This is a genomic window from Kitasatospora acidiphila, from assembly GCF_006636205.1.
Taxonomy (GTDB): Bacteria; Actinomycetota; Actinomycetes; order Streptomycetales; family Streptomycetaceae; genus Kitasatospora; species Kitasatospora acidiphila.
The window spans coordinates 1,941,094-1,966,643 of the sequence record NZ_VIGB01000003.1; the positions used below are offsets into that span (position 1 = coordinate 1,941,094).

Here is a 25,550-nt window from a genome sequence, read left to right on the forward strand (position 1 = left end):
CGGATGTCCACGTCGGCTGGAGTAGTCGTCAAGAGCTGTAAATGGGGTGACGTGCAATCAGCTGCGGCGATCGGGGACGCTCGATCAAGCGGCGGGGCGGACGTGCGACCAGCGGCGATGTGTAGCGGTTCGCCTGGGCTCCCCCGCGCGGGGGATCGATGCCCATCGCAGAGATGACCACCGAACCGGTCTTGGGTCGGATCCCGGGCGTTCACCGAGCAACGAGGATCGACTCATGAGATTCAAGACGCTTCATCCCTCCCCGCTGGTCGGTGACACCGCGCGGCCCGTCCCAAGGTGGGCCATCCGCTGCGCCCGGCTCATACCTCTCGTCATCCTCCCGGCGTGCCTGTGGCGGCTACCGTTCGCGTTCGACTACGAGATGGGCCAGGTCTACGCGGTCCACAAGACATGGCACTGGTGGGTGATCCTGTATGTCTTCGGACTCAGCGTTCTCTCCGAGGGACTGGCCTATCTCTCTTTCGGCCTGGTGGCCCGGTGGGGCGAAGTGGGGCCCTCATGGCTCCCGATCATCGGAGGCAAGCGCATTCCACCGCTCGCTGCGATCATCCCGGCCACTCTGGGCGGTCTGGCGCTGATCGCGCTGTGGGATCCGCTGCCTCTTGGCTTCCTCCACATCGCTGGGGTGGCCCAGGTCCCGTACTCGAATGGATGGTGGAAGGCGCTTGCAGCAGTGGCCACTCTCCCACTGACTCTGTGGGGCCCACTTCTCCTGGCCGTGACGTACGCGTACTACAGGCGCCGCCGCGGCGAAGCAGTCGCTTGACACGCGCCGATGCCAAGCGCGCCCGCGAGGCGGCGGGCGGCGCCGTCGAAGGGATCCGCCAGGTCCAAGACCCCTTCTTCCAGCGGGAGTTCCTGTACCGGGCGGGCGGGCACGGGTGGGGCGGGCATGCCACGTCGGGCAGCGCGGGTAGTAATCCCTGACGACGGGGCCGAGCAGCAGGAGGAACCGCATGTTCACCACCCGACCCACCCTGCAGGGCAGCTTCGGCATGGCGGCCTCGTCCCACTGGCTGGCCACCGCGGCGGCAATGGCAGTGCTGGAGGACGGCGGGAACGCCTTCGACGCCGCCGTCGCTGCGGGGTTCACGCTCCAGGTGGTCGAACCGCACATGAACGGCCCGGCCGGCGAGGTGCCGATCATCCTCGCCCCGGCGGGGGACGCCCGCAGGTGCTGTGCGGCCAGGGCGGGGCACCGGCCGCAGCCACCATCGGGCACTACACCTCACTCGGCCTTGACGAGGTGCCCGGCACCGGGCCGTTGGCCGCCACCGTCCCCGGCGCGTTCGACGCCTGGCTGCTGCTGCTCCGCGACCACGGCACCAAACACCTGTCCGAGGTGCTGCGGTACGCCATCGGCTGTGCGGCGCACGGGTATCCGGCGCTACCGGCCATCGGAGCGGCCGTCGAGGCGGTGCGCACGCAGTTCGAGCGGCACTGGCCCAGCTCGGCCGCGCTCTACCTGCCGCACGGCCGCCCGCCCGCGCCGGGTGCCCTGCTGCGCAACCCCGAACTCGCCGCCACCTGGGAGCGGTTGCTGGCGGAGGCCAAGGCCGCCGGGGCTGGGCGCGAGCAGCAGATCGAGGCGGCGCGCCGGGTCTGGCGGCAGGGGTTCGTCGCGGCCGCGCTGACCGAGTTCGCCGCACGGCCGTCGATGGACACCTCCGGCGTGGCACACGCCGGAGTGCTCACGGGCGACGATCTCGCGGCCTTCGAGGCGACGTACGAGGAGCCGGTCAGCTACGAGTGGCGCGGCTGGACGGTCTGCAAGCCGGGGCTGTGGAGCCAGGGCCCGGTCTTCCTCCAGCAACTCGCCCTGCTACCGGACGGGTTCGGACAGGACGGCCCGGTGTGCGGCGGACCGGCGTACCTGCACGCGCTGATCGAGGGCGGCAAGCTGGCGATGGCCGACCGGGAGGCCTGGTACGGCGACAACGCCGAGCTCACCGGGGTCACGGTGGCCGACCTGCTCGACCCCGCCTACAGCATCGAACGCCGTTCGCTGATCGGTGAGTTCGCCTCGGCCGAGCTGCGCCCCGGCCGGCCCGGCGGCCGGCTGCCGCGCCTCGGCCGGCGCGGGGTCGGGGCACCGCGGATCGGCGAGTCGGCGGTGGCGCCCGGCACCGGCGAGCCGAACCTCGCCCTACCGAGCCTCGCCGACCCAAGCGACCAGGGCATCGCCGCCAACGGGGCCACCAAGGGCGACACCTGCCACCTCGACGTGGTCGACCGCTGGGGCAACATGGTCTCCGCCACGCCCAGCGGCGGCTGGCTGCAGTCCAGTCCCGTCGTCCCGGGGCTGGGTTTTCCGCTCGGCACTCGTCTCCAGATGGCACAGCTCGAACCGGGGCTGCCCAACTCCCTCTCCCCCGGCCGCCGTCCGCGCACCACACTGTCGCCCTCGCTGGCGCTGCGCGAGGGCGAGCCGGTGCTGGCGTTCGGCACTCCGGGTGGCGACGCCCAGGACCAGTGGAGCCTGCACTTCTTCCTGGCCGTCGCCCTGCGGCCGGCCATGCGCGGCGGCCTCGACCTGCAGGGCGCCATCGACGCTGCGAACTGGCACCAGGAGAGCTTCCCGTCCTCCTTCCACCCGCACGCCATGCACCCGGCCCTGGTCACCGTCGAAGCGCGGGTCGGCGACGCGGTCATCGCCGAACTGCGCCGCCGCCGGCACCGGGTGCGGGTCGCCGGGGCGTGGAGCGAGGGCCGCGTCTGCGCGGTGGCCCGTGATCCACGCACCGGGCTCCTGACCGCTGCCGCGGATCCGCGCGGCAGCCAGGCCTACGCGGCCGGACGCTGAACCGCTACCGCCACCACCACCCTCGGCGGTGGTGAAGGCGATCTATCAGCGATCTGTGGGTGGCCCGTTGTGTCATTGGCCGGGTCGGCGTCGCCGACTGCGCACTGCCCCGAGCCGAAGGAGCCTCCCGTCATGTCTTCCGCGCATCTGAGCCGGCCGTGGGACGTCCACCGGCTTCCCTCCGCCGCCGGCAAGTCCTTCCTGGTCACCGGGGGCAACGCCGGGATCGGCTACTTCGTCGCGGAGCAGCTCGCCGGGACCGGGGCCGTCGTGGTGCTCGGGAGCCGGGACCGGGAGCGGGCCTCCGCCGCCATGGCCTCGATCCGCTCACGCGTCCCAAGCGCGCAACTGCGCCACCTCCAGCTGGACCTCGCCGACCTGGCGTCCCTGCGGACCGTCGCGGACGGACTCGGACTCGACCGCCTCGACGCGGTGGTTCACAACGCCGGTGTCGCGCTCGACGATCCACCGCGGCGCACGACGAAGGACGGTCACGAGCTGATGTTCGGGGTCAACCACCTGGGGCACGTCGCGCTGACCCGGGGCCTGGCGCCCCTGCTGTCCGCGGCGCCCGCCGCCCGGATCGTGACGGTGGGGAGCTTCGCGGCGCGCTCCGAGCGGCTGGACCCTGACGACCTCCAGTCGGTCCGGGACTACCGCCCCAAGCGCGCCTACGGCCGGTCGAAGCTGGCGCAGATGTCCTTCGCCTTCGAGCTCGACCGCCGCCTACGCGCCCGCGGCAGCGCCGTGCTCAGCCTGGTGGCCCATCCCGGCGGCGCCCTGGATTCCCTGACCCCGCCCCGTGCGGGTGTGCACGCGGCAACCCGCGGCGGGCGGTTGCGCGGCCTGCCCGCCGGGCTACTGCTCCAGGGCAAGGACCGCGGGGCGTGGCCGATCGTCCGGGCCGTCCTGGACCCTCAGGTGCGGGGAGGGCAGCTGTGGGGGCCCAGGGCCTTCGGCCTGCGCGGCACACCGCGGCTGGAGTCGGTCCACGCCCACATGGCCGATCCCGCCGTTGCCGCGCGCCTGTGGGACGCCAGCTGCGACGGGGCCGGCGTCGAGCCCCACCTGGCCCTCCTGTAGACGCGGCTCGTGCCTGCGGCCATCGGCCGGGTACGGCGCTCAGGCTGGCCGAATGAAGTGCCTTCACCAGATGGACCGCTCCTACGAGACGCCCTTCTTGGCGTGGAGGTTACCGTCGACGGTGAGCTCCTTCGTGATGTGGAGTCCGTTGGCGCCGACCGAGGTGAACTTCGTCGTCCCGCCGTACTCGACGTTGAGGTCGTTCTTGGCGTAGAGGGTGCCGTGCGCAACGACGTTCTTCGCGACGCTGAGCCCGGAGTCGACCGTCAGATCCCCCGCGACGCGGAGCCCGCTGGCGCCGATCGACGTGAACTTCGTCGTCCCACCGTCCGCGACGTTGAAGTCCTTGTTGGCGTAGAGGGTGCCGTGCGCAATGACGGTCCCCGCGACGGTGAGACCGGAGTCGACCGTGAGTTCCCTCGTCACGTGGAGGCCATCGGCACCGATCGACGTGAACTTCGTCGTCCCGCGGTAGCCAACGTTGAGATCCTTGTTGGCGTAGACAGGACCGTTCGCCACGAGGTCTTCCGTGACGGTGAGACCGGAGTCGACCGTGAGGTCTCCTGTGACGCGGACTCCGTTGACATTGACCGAGGTGAACTTGGTGCGCCCGCCGTCGCTGACGGTGAGGTTGCTGTAGGCGTAGAGCGGTCCGTTGGCGGAGAGCGGTCCGTTGACGGTGAGCGCGGACTGGGTGGTGATGCTGTTGCGGACGGTCAGGGCGTCCAGGGTGGGGTCGGGGACGGTGAGCGTGAGGGTGGCGTACTGGTAGACCGGGGTGAAGCCGTTGGCGGCTCCCTGGGTTCCCGAGAGGACGGTTGCGGCCACGATGAACGTGGTGTCGCCGGTGATGCCGTTCGGGAGGGTGAAGGACGCGGCGGGGCCCTCCTGCACGGGGCTGGTGGACTTGCCGTCGTACAGCTGGAAGTAGGTGCCGTTGCTCGACCAGGAGAGGTGGATCGGACTGCCGGCCTTGAAGCTCGTCAGCGGTGCGCTCGTCGGGGCCTGGCTGCCCCGCGCCAGGAAGCTGTGCAGGTAGAAGGCGGGTTCGACGACCGTGAGGCTCAGCTTGCTGAACTTCTGGGTGTACTTGGCGGGCGCGGATGTCTTCGAGTGCTCCAGGATGCGGTAGACGAGCGGGCCGCCGGAGGACAGGAGGTCACCGCTCAAGCCGAAGTTCAGCGGGTAGTTGATCAGGTCCTTCTGTGCGTTCTTCAGCTGGAAGGTGATGAGGTAGTACTCGCCCGCCGGAGCCCCGGGGAGCTTCAGTTTCTGCCCGGAGGCCTTCTGGACGGAGAAAGTCCAGTCACTGCTGCTACTGGAAGGCACCGGCTGCTGACTGAAGTACGCCCGATCGCGGGCGTCGTCCGCCGGGACGGCGATCTCGATGCGGGAGCAGTGAGCGGCCTGGTTGCCCGGCAGGACAGCAAGGTTGATGGTGACCCGGGTCGGGGAGTCGGCATCCGCGTGCAGCGGCGCCGGGCTGGTGGACGTGCGGTACTTCAGCAGAGGCGACGTCGGGGAAGGAGGCACGGATGGGACCTTCCTGCTAGCGGTGTGGAGGCGCCGACCGCCAGGAGGTGCTGGGATACGCGTGGACGTCCGGCCCACCGTGCCGAAGCCGATGTGGCCGCTCCCGCTGCGGATACCCGCATGCCGCATTCACCGGGCGCCCCTCCCGTGACCAGCACCACTGGTCGGCCGGTACCGCCCAGCCTCGGGGGTGCCCGGCGGGCCACGCAAGCCCACCGAACCGGCCAGCGGTGGCTTTCGGACACGGCCTCGGCACTCGCGGAACGACCACGCCGAGGCCCGCGCCCGCCGCGCGATCAGGGTCGCGCGGATCCCACCCACGGCAGCGGGCGGACAGACCGCAGGCGGACCGGCCGCAGGCGGACCCGCCCGTGCTAGACGCTGCGCATCAGTCGGCGTCCGCGCCGGACAGAGCCCCGGTGATCAAGCGAGTGGCGAAGTCGTGGTCGTCGCCGGCCATCCGGTTGATCTTCTCCGCGAGCAGCACGACCGTGGCCTCCAGCGGATTCATCTCGGCGCTGGTCCAGCCCCCGTACTGCGCGCGCCACAGGTTGGGGCTCAGGCCGGTGCCCGCGGCGATCACCAGGCCGGTCATGGTGGGGATGACCTCGGGTTTGAAGGTCTTGGGCATCATGCGCATCGTCTCGACCAAGCTCGGCACCACGTATTCGATGACCTCCTCGTCGTGATCCTCGCAAGCCGCCCGCAGCCAGCTCATGTACATGTAGATGAGCGTGCACGCGCCGTCCAGCAGCGCATCGAACCCCGCACGATCCATCGATGCGGCGAACTGGTCGATCATCTGCTGCTGTTCGGGGTCGGTCTTGCTCCCGCCGTCGTAGATGGCCTTGAGCCGGGAGTCGACCACCATGAGCGCGGCGCCGACATCGCCGACGGGAGCGTTTGCGGGGTCACAGGGCGATGTCACGGAATTCCTCCTCAAACGGCCGCAGCGGGAAGCACTGCATGCCCGCAGGCTAGACCGCCGATCGCAGGAAGGTCTGGCGATTCCCCCAATGGATGATTCATGCGATAACCGCACCAAATGGAGTGCGAGGCAAGGGTGGAGCTCAGCGAAGCCGCCTGCTCCGGGTCGCGTAGCCGAGCACTCGTTCGCCCAGCATCTCCTCGACGACGTCGAGGAGTTCGAGCAGGGCCTCGGCGATCCTGGCGGGCTCCTCGCCCGCCACGATCCGCCGGCCGATCTCGCTGTAGACCAGCGAGTGGAACCAGCCGATCTGGCTGGCGACCACGCGCGGCGTCTGGTCGTCGGGCGCGGCTCCGGTCTCCTCGGCCAGGACCATGGCGAGGGCGTCGGTCATCTGCCGGCCGAGGTCCTCCAGGCGGGCGGTGAGCGTGGGGGCGGCCCGCATCATCTCGAACACGGGGCCGAAGCCCGCCGTCAGGCCCACCTTCCGGTCGTGGCGCCGCAGTTCGTCCCGTAGTCGGCCGAGCACCGCCTGCGCGGCGGACTCGCCGGGTTGCCGGGCGCGCACGATGTCGGCGAGCCGCTGCGGGGATGCTTCGTCCGGCGGCAGGACGAGGTCTTCCTTCGCCTCGAAGTAGTTGTAGAGGGTGTTGACCGAGACGTCCGCCGCCGCCGCGACCTCGGCGATGGTGACCTTGTCGAAGCCCCGCGCCACGAACAGGCCGAGGGCCGCCTCACAGATGCGCTGCCGCGTCTGCCGCTTCTTGCGTTCCCGCAGTCCTTCGCTCACGTCATGTCCTTGGGGAGCCATTGGGCGGATACCCGTGCACGGGTGGCCAGATGGGTCACATAGGCGCCGCGGACGTCGTCCGGGGTGCCGAACCCCGGCTCGTCGGCCAGCCATGCGTCCGGCACGGCGGCGACCACCCGGCGCAGCGACTCCGGGGTCACCCGGTGCGCCAACTCGGCGTCCGCCGCCGCGATGTCGAGGCCGGGCGCACTGAGCGCGTGCGACCGGAAGTCGTACGCCTTGCCGACCGCGTCCGCCGCGCTCTCCCACCGGTGGTGGAAGACCAGCGATGCGCCGTGGTCGATGAGCCACAGGCGGGGTTCCCGGTAGCCGGAGGTCGGCCACGTCATGAGGTTCGAACTGTGCACCGTGCGGTCCACGTTCGCCGTGAAGGCGTCCAGCCAGAGGATCCTGGCGGCTTCCACCGGATCGACGTCCACCGGACCGACATCCGGCCCGCCCGGCGTGAAGTCGGCGGCTCCCGGCAGGTAGTCCATGCCGAGATTGAGTCCCGCGCTGGCGTGCAGCAGGTCCTGCAACTCCTGGTGCGGTTCCTCGGCGGCGACCGATGGATCGAAGTTCACCAGCACCAACTCCGGTACCCGCAGCCCGAGGTGACGCGCCAGCTCACCCACGATGACCTCGGCCACGAGTGCCTTGCGCCCCTGTGCCGCGCCGGTGAACTTGACCACATACGTCCCCAGGTCGTCGGCCTCGACGACACCGGGGACGGAGCCGCCGCTCCGCAGCGGGGTCACGTACCGGACGGCCGTCACCGTGCGAAGCCCGTCCGAGGGTGTCTCCATGCGCTCCCGTCCCCTGCCCCAGTCGCTCGTGCACGCCTCACAAAAAACTATAGTGCACTGCAAATATACAGCGCACTATAGTTTTGTGCTTCCGGGCTTCCGGGCTTCCATGGGAGGAGACGATGACGGTGACGACGGACGAGCACGATGCCGCCGTGGGACGGGCCAACGCGGCCCTGGAGACGTACACGCTCTCGGCCGACGGCTGGAGCCGCAGCCCCAGCGAGACCCTGCAGCACGTCCTCACCGACCTGCTGCACTGGTGCGACGACACTCAGCGCGACTTCGACGCCGCCCTGAAGCAGGCGCGCGCCCGGCACGCCGGAGCGGGCTCGCCGCCCGGATAGGCGCGGACCGTCGGCGGCCGTCGTCCGCCGCCAGGTTGACGGCCCGTCCGCCTCGGGGCGGAGCGACTTGCCGCCCACGGGTGGGGCGGCGGTCCGCCCCTGAACGGACGTCAGGAGCCAGGTGCGCGGCCCAGCCTCCTCGGCATGACCACACTCCGCCGCACGGCCGTTGCCGCCGTGCTCGCACTCGTCCTCCCGCTACCGATCGCGGGGCGGCCACCGCCGCCGCCGGCCCGCCCGCTGCCACGGCGGCGGCTTCGTCACAGGCCGTCGTTCCCACGGAACTGCCGCGCCCGACCGGCCCGTTCACGGTCGGCCTCGACACGCTGCACCTGGTCGACACGCACCGGCAGGACCCCTGGGTACCGGCCGCAGGGCCCGGCAGCTGATGGTCTCCATGTACTACCCGGCCCGCCCCGGGACCGGCGGGCCCGCCCCCTACATGACCACGGCGGGAGCCCTGGCCTGGATGCAGTACGACAACATTCCCAACGCCGCCGGCCTCGCCCCAGCGCTCACGGCCACCCGGACCTGGGCGTACACCGACGCACGCCCGGCCCCCGGCCGGTTCCCGCTGGTGCTGCTCTCGCCCGGCCTCACCATGCCGCGGTCCACCTTGACCAGCGTCGCCGTCGACCTGGCCAGCCGCGGGTACGTCGGGGCCTTCTTCGACCTCCAGCTGAAGGGCATTCCGCAGCCGCTGCTCGACGGACCGTCACCGGCGAACCCGGAGGTCACCTTCGAGCACCCGTGAGCCGTGCGCGGTAGCGGAAGCACTTCGACGCTCTTCTGGTGCTGCCGCGTTAAGTAGCTCGCTAGGATAGATTGTTGACGATCCGTCGGAGATCTTGAGCAGGGTGGGTGGGTGCGTTGTCGGATGATGACAGCTGGATGAGGCGCGGGCTCGACGAGTCGGCGGCGGACTCCGTGGAGCCGGTCGACCTGCGTGTCGGCATTCCGCACTCGGCCCGGATGTACGACTACTGGCTCGGCGGCAAGACGAACTTTCCGCCCGACCGGGCTCTTGGCGAGGCGTTCGAGGAGGCGATCCCGAGCATCAAGGTCATGGCCCGGGAGAACCGACGGTTCCTCGGCCGGGCCGTGCGCCACCTGGCGGGTGAGGCGGGCATCCGCCAGTTCCTGGACATCGGCACCGGCATACCGACGGAGGGGAACACGCACGAGGTCGCGCAGGCCGTGGCCGCGGACAGCCGGGTGGTCTACGTCGACAACGACCCGATCGTCCTCGCCCACGCCCGCGCGCTGATGGACAGCACCGGTTCGGGCCGTACCGCCTACATCCACGCCGACCTGCTGGAGTCGGAGGCGATCCTCACCGACCCCGTCCTGACCCGCACCCTGGACCTCAGCCGCCCGGTGGGCCTGACCCTGGTGGCCGTCCTCATGCTGGTCGCCGACGAGGACGACCCCTGGGGCCGGGCCCGGATCCTGATGGACGCCCTGGCCCCGGGCAGCTACGTGGCGATCACCCACCCCGGCCGGGACTTCGACCCGATCGCGATGGCCGCGGTGGTCGAGGCCGCGGGCAAGGGCCAGATGACCCTGGTGCCGCGCACCCGCGACGAGGTGGCGCGCTTCTTCGGCGACTGGGAGCTCCTGGAGCCCGGCGTCGTCCCCGTCATGGCCTGGCGCCCCGACGGCGAACCGCCCGCCGACCCCACCGCCGCCTACTACTGGTCCGGAGTGGCCCGCAAGCGCTGACCCGGGTCCGGGGACACGCCGGACTTCCAAACCGACCCATGCGGCATCCGGTCGACGAAGATCACGTCGGGCCCCTATCCTGTCGCGATGTCCCACAGCACAGCCCCCACCCTGCTCTTCGTCGTCGGCCCGGCCGCGGTCGGAAAGATGACCGTAGGCGGCGCCATCGCCGAGCGAACGGGTTTCAAGCTCTTCCACAACCACCTGACGATCGAGCCGCTGCTGCGGCTGTTCCCCTACGAGTCACCGCAGTTCCAGCGCCTCAATCACGGCTTCCGCGAGCAGATCTTCGCCGAGGCCGCCGCCAGCGACCTGCCGGGGCTGGTGTTCACCGTCGTGTGGGACTTCGACGATCCCGCCGATGCCGCGCTCGTCGAGCGCTACGCGGCGCCGTTCCGCGAGCGCGGCGCGCGCGTGCTGTTCCTGGAGTTGTCCGCCGATCAGGGCGTTCGGCTGGAGCGCAACGCGGGCGAATCGCGGCTGGCGGAGAAGGCGTCCAAGCGCGACCTGGAGTGGTCCAACGGCAACCTGGTCGACATGGACACCAAGTTCCGGCTCAACTCGGTCGACGACTTCGCCCACATCCCCGAGTCGCATCTGCTGATCGACAACACCGAGTTGGAGCCTGACGAGGTCGCCCGGCGGGCCGTGGAGTACTTCGGGCTCTGATCCCGGCCGAGCGACCGCCGCTGGGAAACCCGCTCGCTCCGGAGCCCGATCGCTGAGACCCTCCGGGCATGGAGTTCTTCGTCTATCACCGGGACCGGCCTGCCTCCGAGGGTCTGCGCAACCAGCTGGTGGAGCGGCACTGGTCCTACATGGACCAGTACGCCGCCGAGTTGATCGCGCGCGGCCCGACCTTCACCGACGACGACGCGCCCACCGGCAGCGTGCACATCGTGGACCTGCCGGACCCGGCCGCCGCCCGCGCGTTCGCGTTCGACGAGCCCAACTACCAGGCCGGCGTGTACCGGGACGTCCTCATCCGGCGGTGGCGCAACCTGCTGGGGCGCACCATGTGGGAGTTCCCCGGCGGCCGGAGCGGCGGCAACCGGTACCTGGTGCTCGGGCTCGGCGCGGTGGGGGACGCCGACCTCGACGTGCCGCCGGACACGACCGACCTGATCGCCTACGGCCCCCTGCTGTCCGACGACGGCGCGAGCCGGCTGGGCACGGCGGCGCTGGTCCGGGCGGCGGATCCGGGGGCAGCGCGCGCCGTGCTGTCCCCCGACCGGTACGCCGATGTCGAGGTGCACAACTGGGAGTTCGGCGGCCGGCGGTAGCTCCCCGACTCGGGGACCTGGCAGGTATCCGACAGATTCTCCCAACTTTCTCATGGCGTTCCCACCACCCGCTCAGGGGTGGCGGTGAGAGTGGAACGACGCCCCGGCTGCGGAATGTCCGCAGCCGGGCCCCGTCTTCTCCGAGCCGTGAAGGACGTCATGACGTACCACGCCGAGACCACCGCCGTGGCCGACCCCGGCCCGCGCCCCGCTCCTCCCACCGCCGCGGCGCGCAGAGGCGGCGGCCGGTCCCGCTGGGAGGTCTGGCGATCACCCGAGGAGCAGCCGTGGTGGGCGCGGCCCGTCCTGCTCGCCATAGCCGCCTTCGCGGCCGCGTTGTACTCCTGGAACATCGCCACCGCCGGCTACGCGCTCTTCTACAGCAACAGCGTGCGGAGCATGTCGGTGAGTTGGAAGGCCTGGCTGTTCGGCGCGATGGACCCGGGCGCCACCATCACGCTCGACAAGATCCCCGGTGCCTTCGCGGTCCAGGCGCTGTTCGTGCGGGTCTTCGGGTTCCACCAGTGGTCGGTGACGCTCCCCCAGGTGATCGAGGGCGTCATCGCGGTGCTGGTGCTCTACCGCGTGGTGCGCCGCTGGTCGGGTCCGGTCGCCGGCCTGATCGCCTCGGCCCTGTTCACCCTCACGCCGGTGGTCGCCTCGATGTTCGGGCACTCCATGGAGGACGGCGCGCTGACCTGCTGCCTGGTGCTGGCGGCCGACCGGTTCCAAGTCGCGGTCATGCGGGGGCGGTTGCGGTCGCTGATCTGGGCCGGGGTGTGGGTCGGCGTCGGCTTCCAGATGAAGATGATGCAGGCGTGGCTGGTGCTGCCGGCCTTCGCGCTGGCCTATCTGCTGGTCGCGCCGGGGCGGTTGCGCCGCCGGGTGTGGCACACGGCGGTCGCGGGCGTCGTCTGCCTGGCGGTGTCGGTGACCTGGGTGGCCATGATGGAGCTGGTGCCGGCCAAGGACCGCCCGTACGTGGACGGTTCGACCAACAACAGCGCGGTCGCCATGGTCTTCGGCTACAACGGGCTGGACCGCTTCGGGATCCACATTTCGGGCGCGGTGGAGAACATGTTCAGCGGTGGGGCTCCCAAGGGGCAGCTGTCGGGGGGCACGGGTGGGGGTGCGGGTGCGCCTGGTGCTGTGGGTGCGCCCGGTGTCGAGGGGGGTGCGGGTGCGCCCGGGTTCGGGGGCGGGGGCGCTGCCGGGGCGCCGAACTCCGGTGCTGCCAGCGGCGATTCAGGCAACGGACCGGCGGCCGGCCTCGGTGGCGGTCCCGGCGGTTTCCCGGGCAGGAGCAGCGGCGGCGAGGGGACGTTCGGCGGCCCCCAGGGCGGTCGCCCCGTCAGCGACGGCTCACCATGGCTGAAGCTGTTCCAGGGCCGGTTCGCTCCGCAGATCAGCTGGTTGCTGCCGTTCGCGTTGCTCATGATCGTGCTGGGGCTGTACCGGGGACGCGGCAAGGAGCGGACGGACGTGCTCCGCGGCGGCTTCGTCACCTGGGGCGCCTGGCTGCTGGTGGTCGGACTCGTCTTCAGCGACATGTCCACCATCCCGCACACCGCCTACATGGCCACCCTGGCGCCCGCGATCGCGGCGCTGTGCGGTGCCGGAATGGTGCTGCTGTGGCGCACCTACCGCGAGGGCGGCCGCGCGAGCTGGCTGCTGCCCTCGGTGGTGGCCGCGCAGGCGGCGTGGACCTGGTACCTGTGGTCCGGCTCCACGAGCTTCGCCCCCTGGCTGCGCTGGGCAGGGCTGGTCGCCGCGCTGGTCGGCACCGCGGCGCTCGTCCTCGGGCGGCTCAGCGGGCGCGGCCGGGCCCGGGTGGCGGCGGTCGGCGCCGTGCTCGGCCTGGCCACGACCGCCGTCGGCTCGGCGGCCTGGGCGTCCTCGGGGTTCGACGCGAAGTTCGACGGCAGCGCGTTCGACGCCGGGGCCGGCCCCCAGGGGAGCAGCATCATGGGCATGCCGCAGACAGGCCTGCGAGCCCTGAAGGGCGGCGAGGGCCTCGATGGTCAGGGCCTCGACGGTGCGGGCCGCTCCGGCGGTCGCAGTGGCCTCGGCGGGCCCAGCGGTCCGGGCGCCCCCGGCGGCATGGACCCCAGCGACAAGCTCACCGGCGACGAACTGACCCTGTGGAACTACGTCAAGGCCCACCAGGACAGCGCTGAGTACCCGTTGGCGACCATCGGCTGGTCTGCGGCTCAGCCCTACATCCTGTCCACCGGTGCGAAGGTCCTGCCGATCGGCGGCTTCTCGGGCCAGATCCCGCAGCCCACGCTGAGCGCGTTCACCGCTCTCGTGCAGCAGGGCCGGGTCCACTTCCTCCTGACCGGTGGTGGCGGGATGGGCATGATGGGCAGGTCGGGCAGCGGCTCGGCGAGCGACACCAGCAGCGACCAGATCACCGCATGGGCCAAGGCGCACTGCAGCGAGGTTCCCTCGACGGACTACGGGGTGTCCCAGGCAGCCGGCGCCTCGCGGGCGGGCGGCCCCTTCGGCGGTGCCGACGGCGCCGGCACGCTGTACCGCTGCGACTCGGGCGCGTAAGCCGAGCGCCGGGCGGCATAAGGCAGGAGGCGGGCGGCCGACAATGGGCGCCCGCCGTCCGCCCGCTTGGACAGGGCGACCTTCGGCGGGGAGTCCACCAGCAAGTGCACGTGGTTGTTCTCGCCGTTGAACTCCGCCATCTCCACTTCGAAGTCCTCGCAGACGCTCCTCGTAACCTCCTCCAGCCACGTCAGGTGCCGGTATGGCGAGCACCTTGTGCCGGTATTTCGTCATGAAAACCAAGTGTGCGTACAGGACGAATGTGCAGTGACAGTCAGTTGTGAAATCATGACACATAGTCATGCCTCAACTGGTACGGTGACCTTCGTGCAGCTTCGGTACTCTTTCCGGCTCTATCCGAACGGGCCTCAGCGCGCCGCGCTGGCCCGTGCGTTCGGGTGTGCGCGGGTGGTGTACAACGATGCTCTCCGGACGCGCGAGGACGCCCGGGCGGCGGGTGAGGCGTTCCCGAAGATCGGTGACCTGTCGAAGGCGCTGATCACCGAGGCGAAGAAGACCACGGAACGGGCTTGGCTCGCAGAAGTCTCGGCCGTGGTGCTGCAGCAGTCGCTACGTGACCTGGACACTGCGCATAGGAACTTCTTCGACGGCTTGACGGGCAAGCGCCCGCGTGTGGGGGCTCCCCGGTTCAAGAGTCGCAAGGACAACCGGCAGTCCGTCAGGTTCACCGCGAACGCCCGCTGGAAGATCACCGTGGGCGGTGACCTGTCGTTGCCGAAGATCGGCGACGTGCGCGTCAAGTGGTCCCGGCCGCTGCCGTCGGGGATCAAGGAACCGCGACAAGGCCCGTGTCAAAGTAGCCCGCACTCACGCGCGGGTGGCCGATGCGCGGCGCGAGTTCCACCACCAGCTCTCCACCCGGATCATGCGCGAGAACCAAGCCGTGGCCGTGGAAGACCTGGCGGTCAAGACACTCGCCCGCACCCGGATGGCCAAGTCCGTGCACGATGCCGGCTGGTCGGCGTTCGTGGCCATGCTGGAGTACAAGGCCGTGAAATTCGGCCGCACCCTGGTCAGGATCGATCGGTTCGAGCCCACGTCCCAGGTGTGCTCGGCCTGCGGGATCAAGGACGGCCCCAAGCCCCTCAACGTCCGCGCATGGACCTGCCAGGCGTGCGGGGCAGTCCACGACCGCGACGTGAACGCCGCCGTCAACATCAAGAACGCCGCCGGACTTGGCGGTGACAGCCTGTCGAGCGCAGGTCAGACCGGAACCATTCCGGCACAGTGCGAAGAAGCAGGAACCCACCGAGACGGCCACCCGGCCGTGGTAGGAATCCCCGTGCTCTAGCGCGGGGAGCGGAAGTCAATGCCTGCGGCTGCCCCACGAACAGGCGAGAACGAACCTGCCATGAGCGTCTCCATCGGCCGCTCGCTGCGCGGCCGCCTGATCATGGGGGCACCGCGCTGGCCACCGTGGCGGTGCTCGTCTCCCAGTTCATCGGGTACCAGGTGCTGGGGTCCTGGCTGACCGGTCGGGTGGACCAGCAGCTGCGCGGCATGCACCCTCCGCGCATGTTGGCCGCGGACTGGTCCGGAGCGGCTCCCGGCCGATCGGGGACAACTCCCGACCTGGCCGGCAGGGTCGGCCGCGCAGCTGCCGCCGAACGCCAATCCGATCAATTCGAGCGGTTCGGCCGATCCGGCCGATCTCGGCGATCCGCTGCCGTCGGACTTCCGGGTCTACATCTACGCCGCCTCGGGCCGGTTGCTCGGCCAGCGGATCGGCGACCCCCACAAGCCTGGCCCCCGCCTGCCCGGCCAGCGGATGGACCTGCACCTGGCGGTGGGCCGACCGGCGACGCTGGCGGCCGTCTCGGTTCCGGGCACTGGCGCGTCCTGCTGCAGAACGGCCCCGACGACTCCAGCACCCTGGTCGTCCTCCCAGTCGACACCATAAACGGCGCGATGTCCAAGCTGCTGTAGCTGGGCGACGCTGTGCTCGGCGCGACCGCCTTGCCCTGGTCGCGGCGGGCGGCTGGGTGGTGCACTTGGGCCTTGCCGCTCACCTGGGTGGAACGCGCCGCCCCACCCCGGTCAGGGCTGCACCTTCCGGCTCGTCCTGCCGAGGTCCCGCTCGCTCTCGGCGGTCCCCACCGGATGACCCGCAATCCGATCGGAAACCGTCATCACCCAAGCCGGGAACAGAAGTTCACCCCAGCCGGTTCCGGGTTCGGAAGGTGCGGCGGTAGGTGTCCGGCGGCACGCCGACCGTACGGTTGAAGTGCCGGCGCAGCGTGGTGGCGGTGCCCATGCCGGTGGCCGCCGCGATGCCGTCGACGCTGTCGTCGGTGGTCTCCAGCAACTCCTGGGCGCGGCGGATCCGTTGGGTCAGCAGCCACTGCAGCGGCGTGGTGCCGGTCACCGTCCTGAAGTGGCGGCCCAGATGGCGCGAGCTCATCCGGGCCTGGCGGGCCAAGTCCTCGACGGTGAGCGGCTGGTCGAGCCGTTCGAGCGCCCAGGGGAAGAGTCCGGCGAGTGGGTGGTGGTCCGGGGCGGGCATCGGGGTGGTGATGAACTGGGCCTGGCCGCCGTCCCGGTGGGGTGGCACGACCAGGCGGCGGGCGAGGCGGTTGGCGATCACCGAGCCGTGGTCGAGGCGGACCAGGTGCAGGCAGAGGTCCATGGCGGCGGCCTTGCCTGCGGAGGTGAGCACGCTGCCGTTGTCCACGTAGAGGACGTCCGGGTCGACCGTCACCTCGGGATAGCGGGCGGCCAGGACGTCGGTGTGGGCCCAGTGGGTGGTCGCACGCCGTCCGTCCAGCAGGCCGGCGGCGGCCAGCACGAACGCGCCCGTGCAGAGGGAGGCCACGCGTGCGCCGGCCTCGTGGGCCGCGCGCACCGCGTCGACCAGGTCGGCGGGCGGCTCCCGGTCGACGTTCGCCCAGCCCGGCACGATCACGGTGTCGGCAGCCGGGAGTCGGTCGAGTCCGTGGTCGGGTTCCAGGCGGAACCGCCCGACCCGCATGGCAGTCGGCCCGCAGACGGCGAGGCGGTACCAAGGGTCTGCCAAGCCGGCCGGGTTGGCGCCGAAGACCTCGAAAGCCATGCCCAGCTCGAAATGCAGCATCCCGTCGGTGACGGCCAGCGCGACAGTGGTCATGTCCGGAATTGTACGAGGCCTGTCGTTCCGGACACTCGTGGCGGGGTGGCCATCCCCAGGAGGATGGTCCGTGACAGCAGATCAACTCGGGTACGGGAGGCAGTTCATGGGATCGGGACTCACGGTGGCGGTGTTCGGCACGTACGGGCACACCGGGCGCTTCGTGGTGGCAGAGCTGCGGGAGCGCGGGTTCGTTCCGGTGCTCGCCGGGCGTGACGCCGAGAAGCTGCAACTCCTGGCGGCCGAGACCGGGTTCGAGGCCCGCCAGGCCTCGGCCGAGGACCCGGCCTCGCTCGACCGCGCACTGGCCGGTGCGGCAGCCGTCATCAACTGCGCCGGGCCGTTCGCCCTGACGGCCGCCCCCGTGATCGAGGCGGCCCTGCGCGCCGGCATCCCGTATCTGGATGTGGCGGCCGAAATCGAGGCCAACGCCGACACGTTCACGGATTTCGCCGATCGCGCCCGCGCGGCGGGTGCGGTGATCGTCCCGGCTATGGCGTTCTACGGCGGCCTCGGCGACCTCCTGGTGACCGCGGCAATGGGCGACTGGACGGCGGCAGACGAGGCCAACGTGGCGTACGCGCTGAGCAGTTGGCACCCGACGGCCGGAACGCGCGGCTCGGGCGCGGTCTCCCGGGAGCGGCGGGGCGGCGGACGCCCCGTGTACACGAAGGGGCAGCTGCGCTACCGCCACGACGCCCCGCCGACCCTGGAGTGGTCCTTCCCCGAGCCGGTGGGACCTCGGTCCGTCATCGGGGAGTTCACCATGGCCGACGTCGTCACCGTGCCCAGCCACCTGGCCATCCCCGAGGTGCGCACCTACATGACGGTCGAAGCGGCCAAGGACGTGGTGGCCCCGGAAACCCCGGCCCCGGCGGCAGTCGACGCGCACGGGCGGTCCGCGCAGACCTTCCTCGTCGACGTCGTGGTGCGCTCCGGCAACGCCGAACGGCGTGCGGTGGCCACCGGCCGGGACATCTACGCCGTCACCGCGCCGCTGGTGGTGGAGGCGGTCGACCGGGTACTCAGCGGGCGGACCAAGGCGGTCGGCGTGGTCTCCGCCGGTGAGGTCTTCGATGCGCCGGACTTCCTGGGCGCGCTCTCCTCGCACCTCAGGTTCTGGCACTCGTAAAGGATGACTGCCTTGGGGGTCACGGTGGCTGAAGCCGTACCAGTGCTCGCGGACGCGACGCCCGCAGCGCCCGCGGCGCCGACCGTCGCCAGCACCGCGCCGCTCACGGCGAGTGCGAGTGCGTGCTCGAAGCGCATGTTGTGCCTCCCAGGTCGAGGTGCTCGAATGTCCTGCCTCCGAGGGGGCTGCCCCGCCGAGAACGGTACCGACCGGCGGCCGGACCTGGTGCGTCGTTTGGTTAGCGCGCGGGGCGGGATTGAACGGGATCAATTCGGTGGCCGTTCGGTAGCGGCGAGCTCCATGATCGTCACGTCATGGAAGAACCCGACGTCCTCAAGGACGAACCGAAGTACCGCATCCGCGCGACCCACACCGCGGACACCATCACCGTCTACCAGGCGTACCGGCCGGAGATCGGCCTGCCCGCGGCGCGCGACGGCCGCTTCCCGGAGGCCTGGAAGCGCGACCGGATGACCTGGATCAAGCCCTCGTTCCTCTGGATGATGTACCGGTGCGGCTGGGGCACCAAGGAGGGCCAGGAGAGCGTCCTCGCCGTCGAGATCACCCGCGAGGGCTTCGACTGGGCGCTGCGGAACGCCTGCCTGTCCAGCTACCGGCCCGGCCTGCACACCGACCGGGCCTCCTGGCAGCGGCAGTTGAAGCACTCCCCCGCCCGCGTGCAGTGGGACCCGGAACGCGACCTGCGGCTGCAGCCGCTGCCGTACCGCTCCCTGCAGCTGGGCCTGGCCGGCGAAGCCGCGCACCGGTACGCCGATGAGTGGATCACCGCCATCACCGACGCGACCCCGCTGGCCCGGCAGATCCACGGCCTGGTCCGCGAAGGGCAGTTGGCCGCCGCCGAACGCCTGCTCCCCACCGCGTCGCCGTACCCCGCCGGAGACGAACTGCTGGGCGCCCTGCTCGGCTGACTCCTGCCGGCCGCAACCGCCGACGGGACGGGATCTTCCCAGATCGGTCAACCAGCGGTACCCATAGGGGATATGGACCGGCCTCTGCTCTTCCTCGACGTCGACGGCCCGCTCAACCCCTATGCGGCCAAACCCGAACGGCGCCCGGCGGGGTACCTCACCCTGCGGGTGCCGCGGATCCGGGAACCAGGTTCCACGCTACGGGTGTGGCTCAACCCGGAGCACGGAGCGGCGCTGCTGGCACTGGACTTCGAGCTGTGCTGGGCCACGGCCTGGGAAGCCCACGCCAACCGGTGGGTCAGCCCGGCCGTCAACCTGCCCGAGCTGCCCTACATCGACTTCGGCCCCGCCCTGCTGCGGGAGCGCCCGGACGACGTGCACTGGAAGACGGAGCGGGTGGTGGAGTACGCCGCCGGTCGCCCGTTCGCCTGGGTGGACGACGAGTTGGGGGACGCGGACGAAGCATATGTGGCCGCTCACCATCAGGGGCCCGCACTGCTGCACCACGTCAACCCACGGATCGGGCTGCGGGAGGGGGACTTCGCGGTGCTCGCCGAGTTCGCCTGCTCTCTTGGCCATTGACGGTCAGTCAGCTATCGGGCATTCCCGGCGGTCGACCGAGCGGCGGTAGACCTGCCGGGAGCCGCCCTCCGGGCCGGGTGCGGCGGCCTCGGCCGGGGTGAACCCGAGCCGCTCGTAGAAGACCCGGGCGCCGCTGGTCACCGCGCCCGGGTGGTCGGCGCCGAAGGTGACCACCTCAAGGGTGCCCGGGGCGTCCACGAACCTGCGGACGGCCTCTTCCACCAGCGCCCGGCCGGTGCCGCTACCGCGCTCGCCCTCGGCGACGACCAGCCAATGGACGTGGTACACAGGGGGCTTCGCGCCGAACAGCAGGGCACCGCGGAGCCGGTCCGACCCCGGGGAGGCGGCGACCAGCGCCGTCGACCGGCGGATGTTCTTGCGCACGGCCTCGTGGAACCCCGGCTCCTCGACCATCGGGCCGAACCAGTGCTCGACCTGGGCCGCCAGGTCGAGGAAGCCCTCGAAGTCCTGCTCGCGCGCCAGTCTGATGGTCGACGTAGTCACTCACTCCCCCGCCAGGTCGTAGACGGTGACCGGGACCCCACGGTCCGTCAGCTGCTCCCGAACCAGCGGCTCGACCACCTCCCAGCGCCCCTCGGCGAGCCCGCACCCGATCCTCGGCATGTGCACGGACGCCCCGAGCCGCAGTGCCTCCTCGCCAAGTCGCCGCAGTGCCTGCCCGATCGCCTCGTACCGCACCGGCGCCGGCGCACCGGGTGCGCGCCTGCTTCGCACACCGTGCTGGCCCACCATGTTCGCCACCCACAACTCTGGCTCGACCTGGACCAGTTGCAGCGCACCCAGCCCGAAGTCGTTCTCCGCCCGCCCCTGGTACCACTGCCGGAACGCCTCCTCCGGCTCCGCCCACCGCCGGGAGATGTCCACCACGATCCCCCTCCCCCAGCGGCCCGCGTCATTGCAGACGTGTGCGATCACCCTCGGCCCAGCGCCGTGTGGTGCGGTGGCGTCTCCGGTGCGGTAGGTGATCGTCTCGCTCATGTGTCCGAGGGTAGCGGTGGGGCCTGACAGTGGCCCGGCTCGGCGGTAGCGTCGACAGCATGCACGCAGTCCGGGTGGTCCTGATCGGTGGCACATCCAACGTCGGCAAGTCGACCGTGGCCCAGGCGATCGCGGAACGGCTCGGCCTCGACTGCCTGTCGACGGACGGGCTGGCGCGGCACCCGGGGCGGCCGTGGCGGACGGCCGAGCGGGAGGTGCCGGCGCATGTGGCCGAGCACTACGGCACCCTCACGGTCGATGAACTGCTGGCCTCCGTGCTCGACCACTACGAGCGGCTGTGGCCCCGGATCGAACAACTCGTCACCACGTATGCGGCCGGGGAGGGCCCGGGCCTCGTACTGGAGGGATCGGCGCTCTGGCCGACCCGCGTCGCCACCTTGACCGCCCCCGGCACGACCGCTGTCTGGCTCACCGCTGACGACGCCCTGCTCCGCACCCGGATCCGCACGGCCGGGCGCTACGACGAGGCGACGGAGCAGGAGCGGCATCTGATGGACAGGTTCACGGCCCGCACGCTGCGCTACCAGGCGGCGATGCTGGACGCCGTCACCACACTGGACCTGAACCACATCGACGTGGGCAGCGGGCGCCCGGTGGCGGAGGTGGCGGACGCGGTGCTGGCGCTGGCGCAGGCCGGATGACGTGCCAGAGCGCGGCGTCATAGCGTGGTGGACCATGAACATCCTGATCGTAGGCGGTAACGGCTTCCTGGGCCGCGAGTTGGTTCGGCAGGCGTCGACAACCGGGCACGCCGTAACGGCGACCTTCACCTCGCGGGCCGGCGACATCCCCCAGGTCCGCTGGTTTCCCATGGACCTGCGCCGCAGCGAGGAGATCGCGCGGGCACTCCGGGAGACCCGGCCGGACGTCGTCATCAACGCCGCGTACCGCCAGGCCGACTGGGCCACCACGGCCGACGGCCCGACCCGCCTGGCGATGGCCGCGAGTCAGTACGGATCCCGCCTGGTGCACGTATCCAGCGACGCCGTCTTCTCCGGCGCCGACGTGCACTACGACGAATCCGCCGACCCCGACCCGATCACCCCGTACGGGGCCGCGAAGGCCGCAGCCGAAACGGCGATCCGCCTGTTCGCCCCGGCCGCCGTCATCGCCCGCACCTCGCTGATCATCGGCGACGGCGACTCGGTCCACGAGGCACTCGTCCACGACCTGGCCACCGGGCAGCGGAGCGGCGTCCTGTTCACCGATGCCATCCGGTGCCCCGTCCATGTCACCGACCTCGCCGGGGCCCTCCTCGAGCTGAGCGCCTCCGATCACGCGGGCGTGTGCCACGTCGCAGGATCGGACGCCCTCAGCCGCCACGAACTCGGCCTCCTGATCGCCGCCCGCGACGGCCTGGACGCCGCCCTGCTCCCCGCCGGCCGCCTCGCCGACACCGACACCCCGGGCCCACTGGACGTCCGCCTGGACAGCACCCGGACGCAACGCCTCCTGCACACCACCCTGCGCGGCGCCCGCGAGTTCCTACGCCGCGCGCACTGACGGGCAGTTCCACCGGCCCGCCCTGCGGCACCCGCGATCACTTCACCCTCGTTCGGCAACGCGGTCAGGCTGCCCCAGCACCGGCGCCTCCCACGCGTACGTACCCGCCATCTGACGGAGCACCAGGCGCTGCGGCAGCAGGCCCGTGACGGCGAGCAGTGCATCGCGGACCAGGACGCCCGCCGGGGTGGTGCGGGCCACCAGCGCTCCCACGCGGCGGGAGCCGGCGACGATGGCGGTGGTGCGGGGCAGGCGGGCGGCGGTGTAGGCGGGGAGGGTGGTGACGGGGTCGGCGCCGAGGGTGGTTGCGAGGACCAGGGCGTCCTCGATGGCCTGGCAGGCGCCCTGGCCCTGGAACGGGGACATGGCGTGGGCGGCGTCTCCGAGGAGGGCGACCCGGCCGTGGTGGTAGGCCGGGAGCGGGTCGGCGAGTTCCCAAACGTCGTGGCGCAGCACGCGGTTCGGGTCGGCGGCGGCGAGGAGCTCGGGGACGGGTTCGCACCAGGTGCCGAAGTGGCGTCGCAGTTCCGCTAGTTCGTCGCCGTCAGCGGTTCGGGAGCCGGCTGGGGCCAAGGTGGCTGCGTAGACGTAGAGTTGGCGCCCCAGCAGGGGGACGACACCGACCAGTCCCCCACTCCCCCAGATCTCGCCGACGGCGGACGGCCTGCGAGGGGGCGACGGGATCAGGGTGCGCCAGGTGGTGAAGCCGGAGTAGCGCGGGCCGGGGTGGCGCGGGAGAAGGGCGGCCCGGGTGGCGGAGCGGATGCCGTCGGCGCCGACCACCAGATCGGCCGTGCGCTCGCCGTCGGCCGTGCGGACCGCTGCGGGGCGGTCGGCGGCGCCGTGGTCGAGCAGTTCGGCCGGTGAGCCGGTGCGGACGGTTCCGGGCGGGAGGGCGGCGGCCAGCGTGTCGACCAGCACCGAGCGGGCGACCGCGACCAGCCTGTCGCCGAAGACGCCGGCCATGGCGTCGTAGTCGACCCGGGCCAGCCAGCGACCGGAGGGGCGGCGCAGGCCGGCGGCCGGGTGGTCGGGCCCGGCGTGGGCGCGCAGCTGGTCGCCGACGCCGAGCCGGTCGAGTGCGCGCAGGGCGTTGGGGGCCACTGCGAGGCCGGCGCCGACGGGCTCCAGGGAGGCGGCCCGCTCGTGCACGGTGACCTGGTGGCCGAGGCGGTGCAGGGCGAGGGCGGCTGCCAGGCCGCCGATTCCGCCGCCGATGACGATCGCTTCCATGATCCAACCCCGGGGTACTACAGATGTAGTTTGCTTCCGATGTCGACGATACTACAGATGTAGTGTGGTGCGAGTCGGAGGGAGTTTTGGGTCGGAGGGAGCAGAACCGCGATGATCGGAGCCATGAAGCCCGAGCGCCCGAAGCCCGACCGCCCGACGTTGATCGCCGACACCGCGATCGCGCTGATCGCCGAGCGCGGCCTGCGCGGGCTGACCCACCGGGCCGTGGACGAGGCCGCCGGGCTGCCCACCGGCTCGACCTCCAACCTGGCGCGGACCAGGGCGGCACTGCTGGAGCTGGCGATCACCCGGATCGCCGAGCTGGAGGCACCCGAAGCACCCGAAGCACCTGAAGCACCCACCCCCCTGCCGCCCGGCCAACCGCGCGAACTGCTCACGGAGTTGACCAGCACCGCCCTGCACCAGGCCCTCACCACCGGCCGCACGCTCACCATCGCCCGCTTCGAACTCGCCCTGGAAGCCACCCGCCGCCCCGAACTACGCGCCGTCTACGACAAGTTGGGCGCCGGCTTCCTGGACTTCGCGGCCGCCCTGCTGGCCGGATGCGGCTCGGCGGCACCGGACGCGGACGCCCGCCGCCTGGTCCGCTGGTGCGACGGCGTGCTGTTCAACTCCGCCGTGGGCAGCGGGAGCGAACACCCACCGGGGCGCGAGGAGTTGCGCGCGGAGGTGGCGCGCTACCTGGGGGCCCTACTGGCAGTCGGGCACTGACGGCGGGCACCCCCAGAACCCCGAACTCCCGGCATCAGGCCTGCTGTCCCTCCAGCCACTCGTCGAACGTGGTCGGCGCGATCCGCGCACCCTCACCCGGCAGCAGCACGTTGCCCGCCGCCGCCAGGCCGAACGGGCCGTCCCAGGTGGGCCGCAGCCTCACCGTGCGCCCGCGTGCCGCCAGTGTGCGGCGGGCCATGTCGACCAGGTCCTGCGTGTCGGGGCCGGCGATGTCGGGGTAGCGGCCCTGCGCTTCGCCGGTGGCGAGCTCGGCCAGGATGGCGGCCACGTCGTCGGGGGCGATCGGCTGGACCAGCAGCGGGGGACGAGGGCGGCACCGTCGTGCTCGGTCCAACTCACCACCAGCTCGGCGAAGTCGTGGAACTGGGTGGCCGGGACGATGGTCCACGGCACCGGGCCGGCAACCACCAGGCGTTCCTGTTCGCGCTTGCCCGCGTAGTGGGCGTTGCCACCACCGCCGATCCGGTCCATGCCGGCGATCGAGAGCAGCACCTGCTGGCGGACGCCGGCCCGCTCCCCGGCGGCGAGCAGGTTGCGGGTGGCGGCACCGAGGTACGCCACCGTCCCGTCGCGGTCGAGCACCGGTGGGCTGATGGCGTCGACGACGGCGGCCACCCCCACCAGCGCGGCGTCGAGCCCCTCCCCGGTCACCAGGTCCACGCCGAGCGCGCGGCTGATCCGGACGACCTCGTGCCCGTCGCGTTCCAGGGCGGCAGCGGTGCGGGCCCCGATGTTCCCGGTGGCACCGGCGACTGCGATTCGCATGGCTGGACTCCCCTGTCGATCTCTGCTGGATGTGTTCATGACCCGGACCCGGGCTCATCCGGATCCACGGCCCGAGGCTATCTCGGACTAAATAGATCTGCAATGTCTTCAATAGCCTCGTCCCGGCTAAACTCACGAGCATGAAGCTGCCTGTGAGCACCGAGTGGGTCCTGCACTGCACCACCACGCTGGCCCAGCTCGAAACCGGGGCGACGGCGTCGGCGGCGCAGCTCGCGCTGTACTTCGACGTCCCCGCGCCGTACCTCGCCAAGCAGCTCCAGCCGCTGGTCAAGGCCGGTGCGCTGGCCGCGTCGACGGGCCCCCGGGGCGGCTTCCGGCTGGCCCGCCGGCCCGAGGAGATCACGCTGCTGCAGATCGTCGAGGCGGTCGACGGCGCGGCCCCGCCCTATGAGTGCCGGGAGATCCGCCAGCAGGGCCAGGGGGCGCTGTCGCCCGAGCAGTGCCGGCACACCTGCATCCTCGCCGCGAAGATGGCCGAGGCCCACGAGGCCTGGCGGGCCACCCTCGCGGGCACCTCGATCGCCGACATCCTCGCCACGCTCCCGCCGGGCGCGCAGGCTCACGTGCGGTCACGCCTGGCGGGGACGGCACAGGGACGGAATAGGGGACGGCATAG

Annotated in this window: 26 protein-coding genes and 3 pseudogenes; 18 read left to right on the top strand and 11 right to left on the bottom strand. The window is 71.4% G+C overall.

Going from position 1 to position 25,550, the window contains the following annotated elements; all coding sequences use genetic code 11:
- Positions 1-235: 235 nt before the first annotated feature.
- The 3 genes and pseudogenes from E6W39_RS09835 to E6W39_RS09845 all read left to right on the top strand — a co-directional run bounded on the left by E6W39_RS09835 (position 236) and on the right by E6W39_RS09845 (position 3,907).
- Positions 236-787, top strand: a complete 552-nt coding sequence (locus E6W39_RS09835) for a hypothetical protein (RefSeq protein ID WP_141633213.1) — start codon at positions 236-238, stop codon at positions 785-787.
- 190 nt (positions 788-977) lie between these two features.
- A pseudogene (locus E6W39_RS09840) lies at positions 978-2,824 on the top strand (gamma-glutamyltransferase family protein).
- 132 nt (positions 2,825-2,956) lie between these two features.
- A complete protein-coding gene (locus E6W39_RS09845; RefSeq protein ID WP_141633214.1) occupies positions 2,957-3,907 on the top strand; it encodes an SDR family NAD(P)-dependent oxidoreductase in 951 nt (316 codons plus the stop codon).
- A gap of 81 nt (positions 3,908-3,988) precedes the next feature.
- Here E6W39_RS09845 and E6W39_RS09850 read toward each other — a convergent pair whose 3' ends face one another.
- The 4 genes from E6W39_RS09850 to E6W39_RS09865 form a co-directional block, all read right to left on the bottom strand.
- Entirely contained in the window at positions 3,989-5,440 is a 1,452-nt protein-coding gene (locus E6W39_RS09850; protein ID WP_141633215.1) for a hypothetical protein, read from the bottom strand.
- A gap of 388 nt (positions 5,441-5,828) precedes the next feature.
- On the bottom strand, positions 5,829-6,368 hold the full coding sequence (locus E6W39_RS09855; RefSeq protein WP_141633216.1) for a hypothetical protein: 540 nt from the start codon (positions 6,366-6,368) through the stop codon (positions 5,829-5,831).
- Between the two features lie 142 nt (positions 6,369-6,510).
- Positions 6,511-7,158, bottom strand: coding sequence for a TetR/AcrR family transcriptional regulator (locus E6W39_RS09860; protein WP_141633217.1), 648 nt, complete (start codon positions 7,156-7,158; stop codon positions 6,511-6,513).
- On the bottom strand, positions 7,155-7,964 hold the full coding sequence (locus E6W39_RS09865) for a HipA family kinase (protein ID WP_141633218.1): 810 nt from the start codon (positions 7,962-7,964) through the stop codon (positions 7,155-7,157). The genes E6W39_RS09860 and E6W39_RS09865 overlap by 4 nt, the downstream gene beginning before the upstream one ends.
- Before the next feature lie 122 nt (positions 7,965-8,086).
- On the opposite strand from E6W39_RS09865, the gene E6W39_RS09870 reads away from it, so the two are divergent.
- From E6W39_RS09870 to E6W39_RS09895, 6 genes are all read left to right on the top strand, one after another.
- Positions 8,087-8,311, top strand: a complete 225-nt coding sequence (locus tag E6W39_RS09870; RefSeq protein ID WP_141633219.1) for a hypothetical protein — start codon at positions 8,087-8,089, stop codon at positions 8,309-8,311.
- A 388-nt stretch (positions 8,312-8,699) separates the two neighbouring features.
- Positions 8,700-9,065, top strand: coding sequence for a hypothetical protein (locus E6W39_RS09875; protein ID WP_141633220.1), 366 nt, complete (start codon positions 8,700-8,702; stop codon positions 9,063-9,065).
- A 137-nt stretch (positions 9,066-9,202) separates the two neighbouring features.
- Positions 9,203-10,033, top strand: coding sequence for an SAM-dependent methyltransferase (locus tag E6W39_RS09880; RefSeq protein ID WP_141633221.1), 831 nt, complete (start codon positions 9,203-9,205; stop codon positions 10,031-10,033).
- Between the two features lie 87 nt (positions 10,034-10,120).
- A complete protein-coding gene (locus E6W39_RS09885; RefSeq protein ID WP_220140190.1) occupies positions 10,121-10,702 on the top strand; it encodes an AAA family ATPase in 582 nt (193 codons plus the stop codon).
- A 68-nt stretch (positions 10,703-10,770) separates the two neighbouring features.
- Positions 10,771-11,316 (top strand): YciI family protein, encoded by a 546-nt coding sequence (locus tag E6W39_RS09890; RefSeq protein ID WP_141633222.1) that lies wholly within the window; start codon positions 10,771-10,773, stop codon positions 11,314-11,316.
- Between the two features lie 159 nt (positions 11,317-11,475).
- Positions 11,476-13,872: an ArnT family glycosyltransferase gene (locus tag E6W39_RS09895; protein ID WP_141633223.1), complete on the top strand. Its 2,397-nt coding sequence runs from the start codon at positions 11,476-11,478 to the stop codon at positions 13,870-13,872.
- Here the strand turns inward: E6W39_RS09895 and E6W39_RS44020 are convergent.
- Positions 13,773-14,066, bottom strand: a complete 294-nt coding sequence (locus tag E6W39_RS44020; RefSeq protein WP_141637642.1) for a transposase — start codon at positions 14,064-14,066, stop codon at positions 13,773-13,775. The genes E6W39_RS09895 and E6W39_RS44020 overlap by 100 nt on opposite strands.
- Before the next feature lie 94 nt (positions 14,067-14,160).
- On the opposite strand from E6W39_RS44020, the pseudogene E6W39_RS44025 reads away from it, so the two are divergent.
- Together E6W39_RS44025 and E6W39_RS44030 are read left to right on the top strand one after the other, a co-directional pair.
- Positions 14,161-14,271: pseudogene (locus E6W39_RS44025) on the top strand (helix-turn-helix domain-containing protein); the annotation flags it as partial.
- Positions 14,272-14,593: 322 nt separating this feature from the next.
- Entirely contained in the window at positions 14,594-15,184 is a 591-nt protein-coding gene (locus E6W39_RS44030) for an RNA-guided endonuclease TnpB family protein (RefSeq protein ID WP_407658376.1), read from the top strand.
- Positions 15,185-16,045: 861 nt separating this feature from the next.
- Here the strand turns inward: E6W39_RS44030 and E6W39_RS09910 are convergent.
- Positions 16,046-16,996 (bottom strand): helix-turn-helix domain-containing protein, encoded by a 951-nt coding sequence (locus tag E6W39_RS09910; protein ID WP_141633224.1) that lies wholly within the window; start codon positions 16,994-16,996, stop codon positions 16,046-16,048.
- Between the two features lie 106 nt (positions 16,997-17,102).
- Between E6W39_RS09910 and E6W39_RS09915 the strand changes: the two genes are divergently transcribed.
- The 3 genes from E6W39_RS09915 to E6W39_RS09925 all read left to right on the top strand — a co-directional run bounded on the left by E6W39_RS09915 (position 17,103) and on the right by E6W39_RS09925 (position 19,639).
- A complete protein-coding gene (locus E6W39_RS09915; protein ID WP_141633225.1) occupies positions 17,103-18,128 on the top strand; it encodes a saccharopine dehydrogenase family protein in 1,026 nt (341 codons plus the stop codon).
- Positions 18,129-18,442: 314 nt separating this feature from the next.
- Entirely contained in the window at positions 18,443-19,057 is a 615-nt protein-coding gene (locus E6W39_RS09920; RefSeq protein ID WP_141633226.1) for a DUF4291 domain-containing protein, read from the top strand.
- A 72-nt stretch (positions 19,058-19,129) separates the two neighbouring features.
- Positions 19,130-19,639, top strand: a complete 510-nt coding sequence (locus tag E6W39_RS09925; protein WP_141633227.1) for a hypothetical protein — start codon at positions 19,130-19,132, stop codon at positions 19,637-19,639.
- A gap of 3 nt (positions 19,640-19,642) precedes the next feature.
- Here the strand turns inward: E6W39_RS09925 and E6W39_RS09930 are convergent, their stop codons facing one another.
- Together E6W39_RS09930 and E6W39_RS09935 are read right to left on the bottom strand one after the other, a co-directional pair.
- Entirely contained in the window at positions 19,643-20,143 is a 501-nt protein-coding gene (locus E6W39_RS09930) for a GNAT family N-acetyltransferase (RefSeq protein ID WP_228718050.1), read from the bottom strand.
- A complete protein-coding gene (locus E6W39_RS09935; protein WP_141633228.1) occupies positions 20,144-20,638 on the bottom strand; it encodes a macro domain-containing protein in 495 nt (164 codons plus the stop codon).
- Between the two features lie 59 nt (positions 20,639-20,697).
- Between E6W39_RS09935 and E6W39_RS09940 the strand changes: the two genes are divergently transcribed.
- A complete protein-coding gene (locus tag E6W39_RS09940) occupies positions 20,698-21,300 on the top strand; it encodes a P-loop NTPase family protein (protein ID WP_181799178.1) in 603 nt (200 codons plus the stop codon).
- Between the two features lie 34 nt (positions 21,301-21,334).
- Complete coding sequence (locus E6W39_RS09945; protein WP_141633229.1) at positions 21,335-22,162, top strand: SDR family oxidoreductase; 828 nt, start codon at positions 21,335-21,337, stop codon at positions 22,160-22,162.
- Between the two features lie 42 nt (positions 22,163-22,204).
- Here E6W39_RS09945 and E6W39_RS09950 read toward each other — a convergent pair whose 3' ends face one another.
- Positions 22,205-23,395, bottom strand: a complete 1,191-nt coding sequence (locus E6W39_RS09950; protein WP_141633230.1) for an FAD-dependent monooxygenase — start codon at positions 23,393-23,395, stop codon at positions 22,205-22,207.
- Positions 23,396-23,518: 123 nt separating this feature from the next.
- On the opposite strand from E6W39_RS09950, the gene E6W39_RS09955 reads away from it, so the two are divergent.
- Positions 23,519-24,127: a TetR/AcrR family transcriptional regulator gene (locus E6W39_RS09955; RefSeq protein ID WP_181799179.1), complete on the top strand. Its 609-nt coding sequence runs from the start codon at positions 23,519-23,521 to the stop codon at positions 24,125-24,127.
- A 34-nt stretch (positions 24,128-24,161) separates the two neighbouring features.
- Here E6W39_RS09955 and E6W39_RS42760 read toward each other — a convergent pair whose 3' ends face one another.
- Complete coding sequence (locus tag E6W39_RS42760) at positions 24,162-24,290, bottom strand: hypothetical protein (RefSeq protein WP_267286682.1); 129 nt, start codon at positions 24,288-24,290, stop codon at positions 24,162-24,164.
- Positions 24,287-24,913, bottom strand: coding sequence for an SDR family oxidoreductase (locus tag E6W39_RS09960; protein ID WP_228718051.1), 627 nt, complete (start codon positions 24,911-24,913; stop codon positions 24,287-24,289). The genes E6W39_RS42760 and E6W39_RS09960 overlap by 4 nt, the downstream gene beginning before the upstream one ends.
- A gap of 140 nt (positions 24,914-25,053) precedes the next feature.
- On the opposite strand from E6W39_RS09960, the pseudogene E6W39_RS09965 reads away from it, so the two are divergent.
- Positions 25,054-25,458, top strand: a pseudogene (locus E6W39_RS09965) (RrF2 family transcriptional regulator); the annotation flags it as partial.
- Positions 25,459-25,550 lie beyond the last annotated feature (92 nt).

Bases quoted from the DNA above. Each gene is read 5' to 3' on its own strand.
- E6W39_RS09835 (WP_141633213.1), top strand. From the start codon at position 236: ATGAGATTCAAGACGCTTCATCCCTCCCCGCTGGTCGGTGACACCGCG.
- E6W39_RS09910 (WP_141633224.1), bottom strand. From the start codon at position 16,996: ATGACCACTGTCGCGCTGGCCGTCACCGACGGGATGCTGCATTTCGAG.
- E6W39_RS09885 (WP_220140190.1), top strand. From the start codon at position 10,121: ATGTCCCACAGCACAGCCCCCACCCTGCTCTTCGTCGTCGGCCCGGCC.
- E6W39_RS09915 (WP_141633225.1), top strand. From the start codon at position 17,103: ATGGGATCGGGACTCACGGTGGCGGTGTTCGGCACGTACGGGCACACC.
- E6W39_RS09925 (WP_141633227.1), top strand. From the start codon at position 19,130: ATGGACCGGCCTCTGCTCTTCCTCGACGTCGACGGCCCGCTCAACCCC.
- E6W39_RS09935 (WP_141633228.1), bottom strand. From the start codon at position 20,638: ATGAGCGAGACGATCACCTACCGCACCGGAGACGCCACCGCACCACAC.
- E6W39_RS09870 (WP_141633219.1), top strand. From the start codon at position 8,087: ATGACGGTGACGACGGACGAGCACGATGCCGCCGTGGGACGGGCCAAC.
- E6W39_RS09890 (WP_141633222.1), top strand. From the start codon at position 10,771: ATGGAGTTCTTCGTCTATCACCGGGACCGGCCTGCCTCCGAGGGTCTG.
- E6W39_RS09950 (WP_141633230.1), bottom strand. From the start codon at position 23,395: ATGGAAGCGATCGTCATCGGCGGCGGAATCGGCGGCCTGGCAGCCGCC.
- E6W39_RS09875 (WP_141633220.1), top strand. From the start codon at position 8,700: ATGGTCTCCATGTACTACCCGGCCCGCCCCGGGACCGGCGGGCCCGCC.
- E6W39_RS09880 (WP_141633221.1), top strand. From the start codon at position 9,203: ATGAGGCGCGGGCTCGACGAGTCGGCGGCGGACTCCGTGGAGCCGGTC.
- E6W39_RS09955 (WP_181799179.1), top strand. From the start codon at position 23,519: ATGAAGCCCGAGCGCCCGAAGCCCGACCGCCCGACGTTGATCGCCGAC.
- E6W39_RS09940 (WP_181799178.1), top strand. From the start codon at position 20,698: ATGCACGCAGTCCGGGTGGTCCTGATCGGTGGCACATCCAACGTCGGC.
- E6W39_RS09865 (WP_141633218.1), bottom strand. From the start codon at position 7,964: ATGGAGACACCCTCGGACGGGCTTCGCACGGTGACGGCCGTCCGGTAC.
- E6W39_RS09895 (WP_141633223.1), top strand. From the start codon at position 11,476: ATGACGTACCACGCCGAGACCACCGCCGTGGCCGACCCCGGCCCGCGC.
- E6W39_RS09920 (WP_141633226.1), top strand. From the start codon at position 18,443: ATGGAAGAACCCGACGTCCTCAAGGACGAACCGAAGTACCGCATCCGC.
- E6W39_RS09845 (WP_141633214.1), top strand. From the start codon at position 2,957: ATGTCTTCCGCGCATCTGAGCCGGCCGTGGGACGTCCACCGGCTTCCC.
- E6W39_RS09945 (WP_141633229.1), top strand. From the start codon at position 21,335: ATGAACATCCTGATCGTAGGCGGTAACGGCTTCCTGGGCCGCGAGTTG.
- E6W39_RS09960 (WP_228718051.1), bottom strand. From the start codon at position 24,913: ATGCGAATCGCAGTCGCCGGTGCCACCGGGAACATCGGGGCCCGCACC.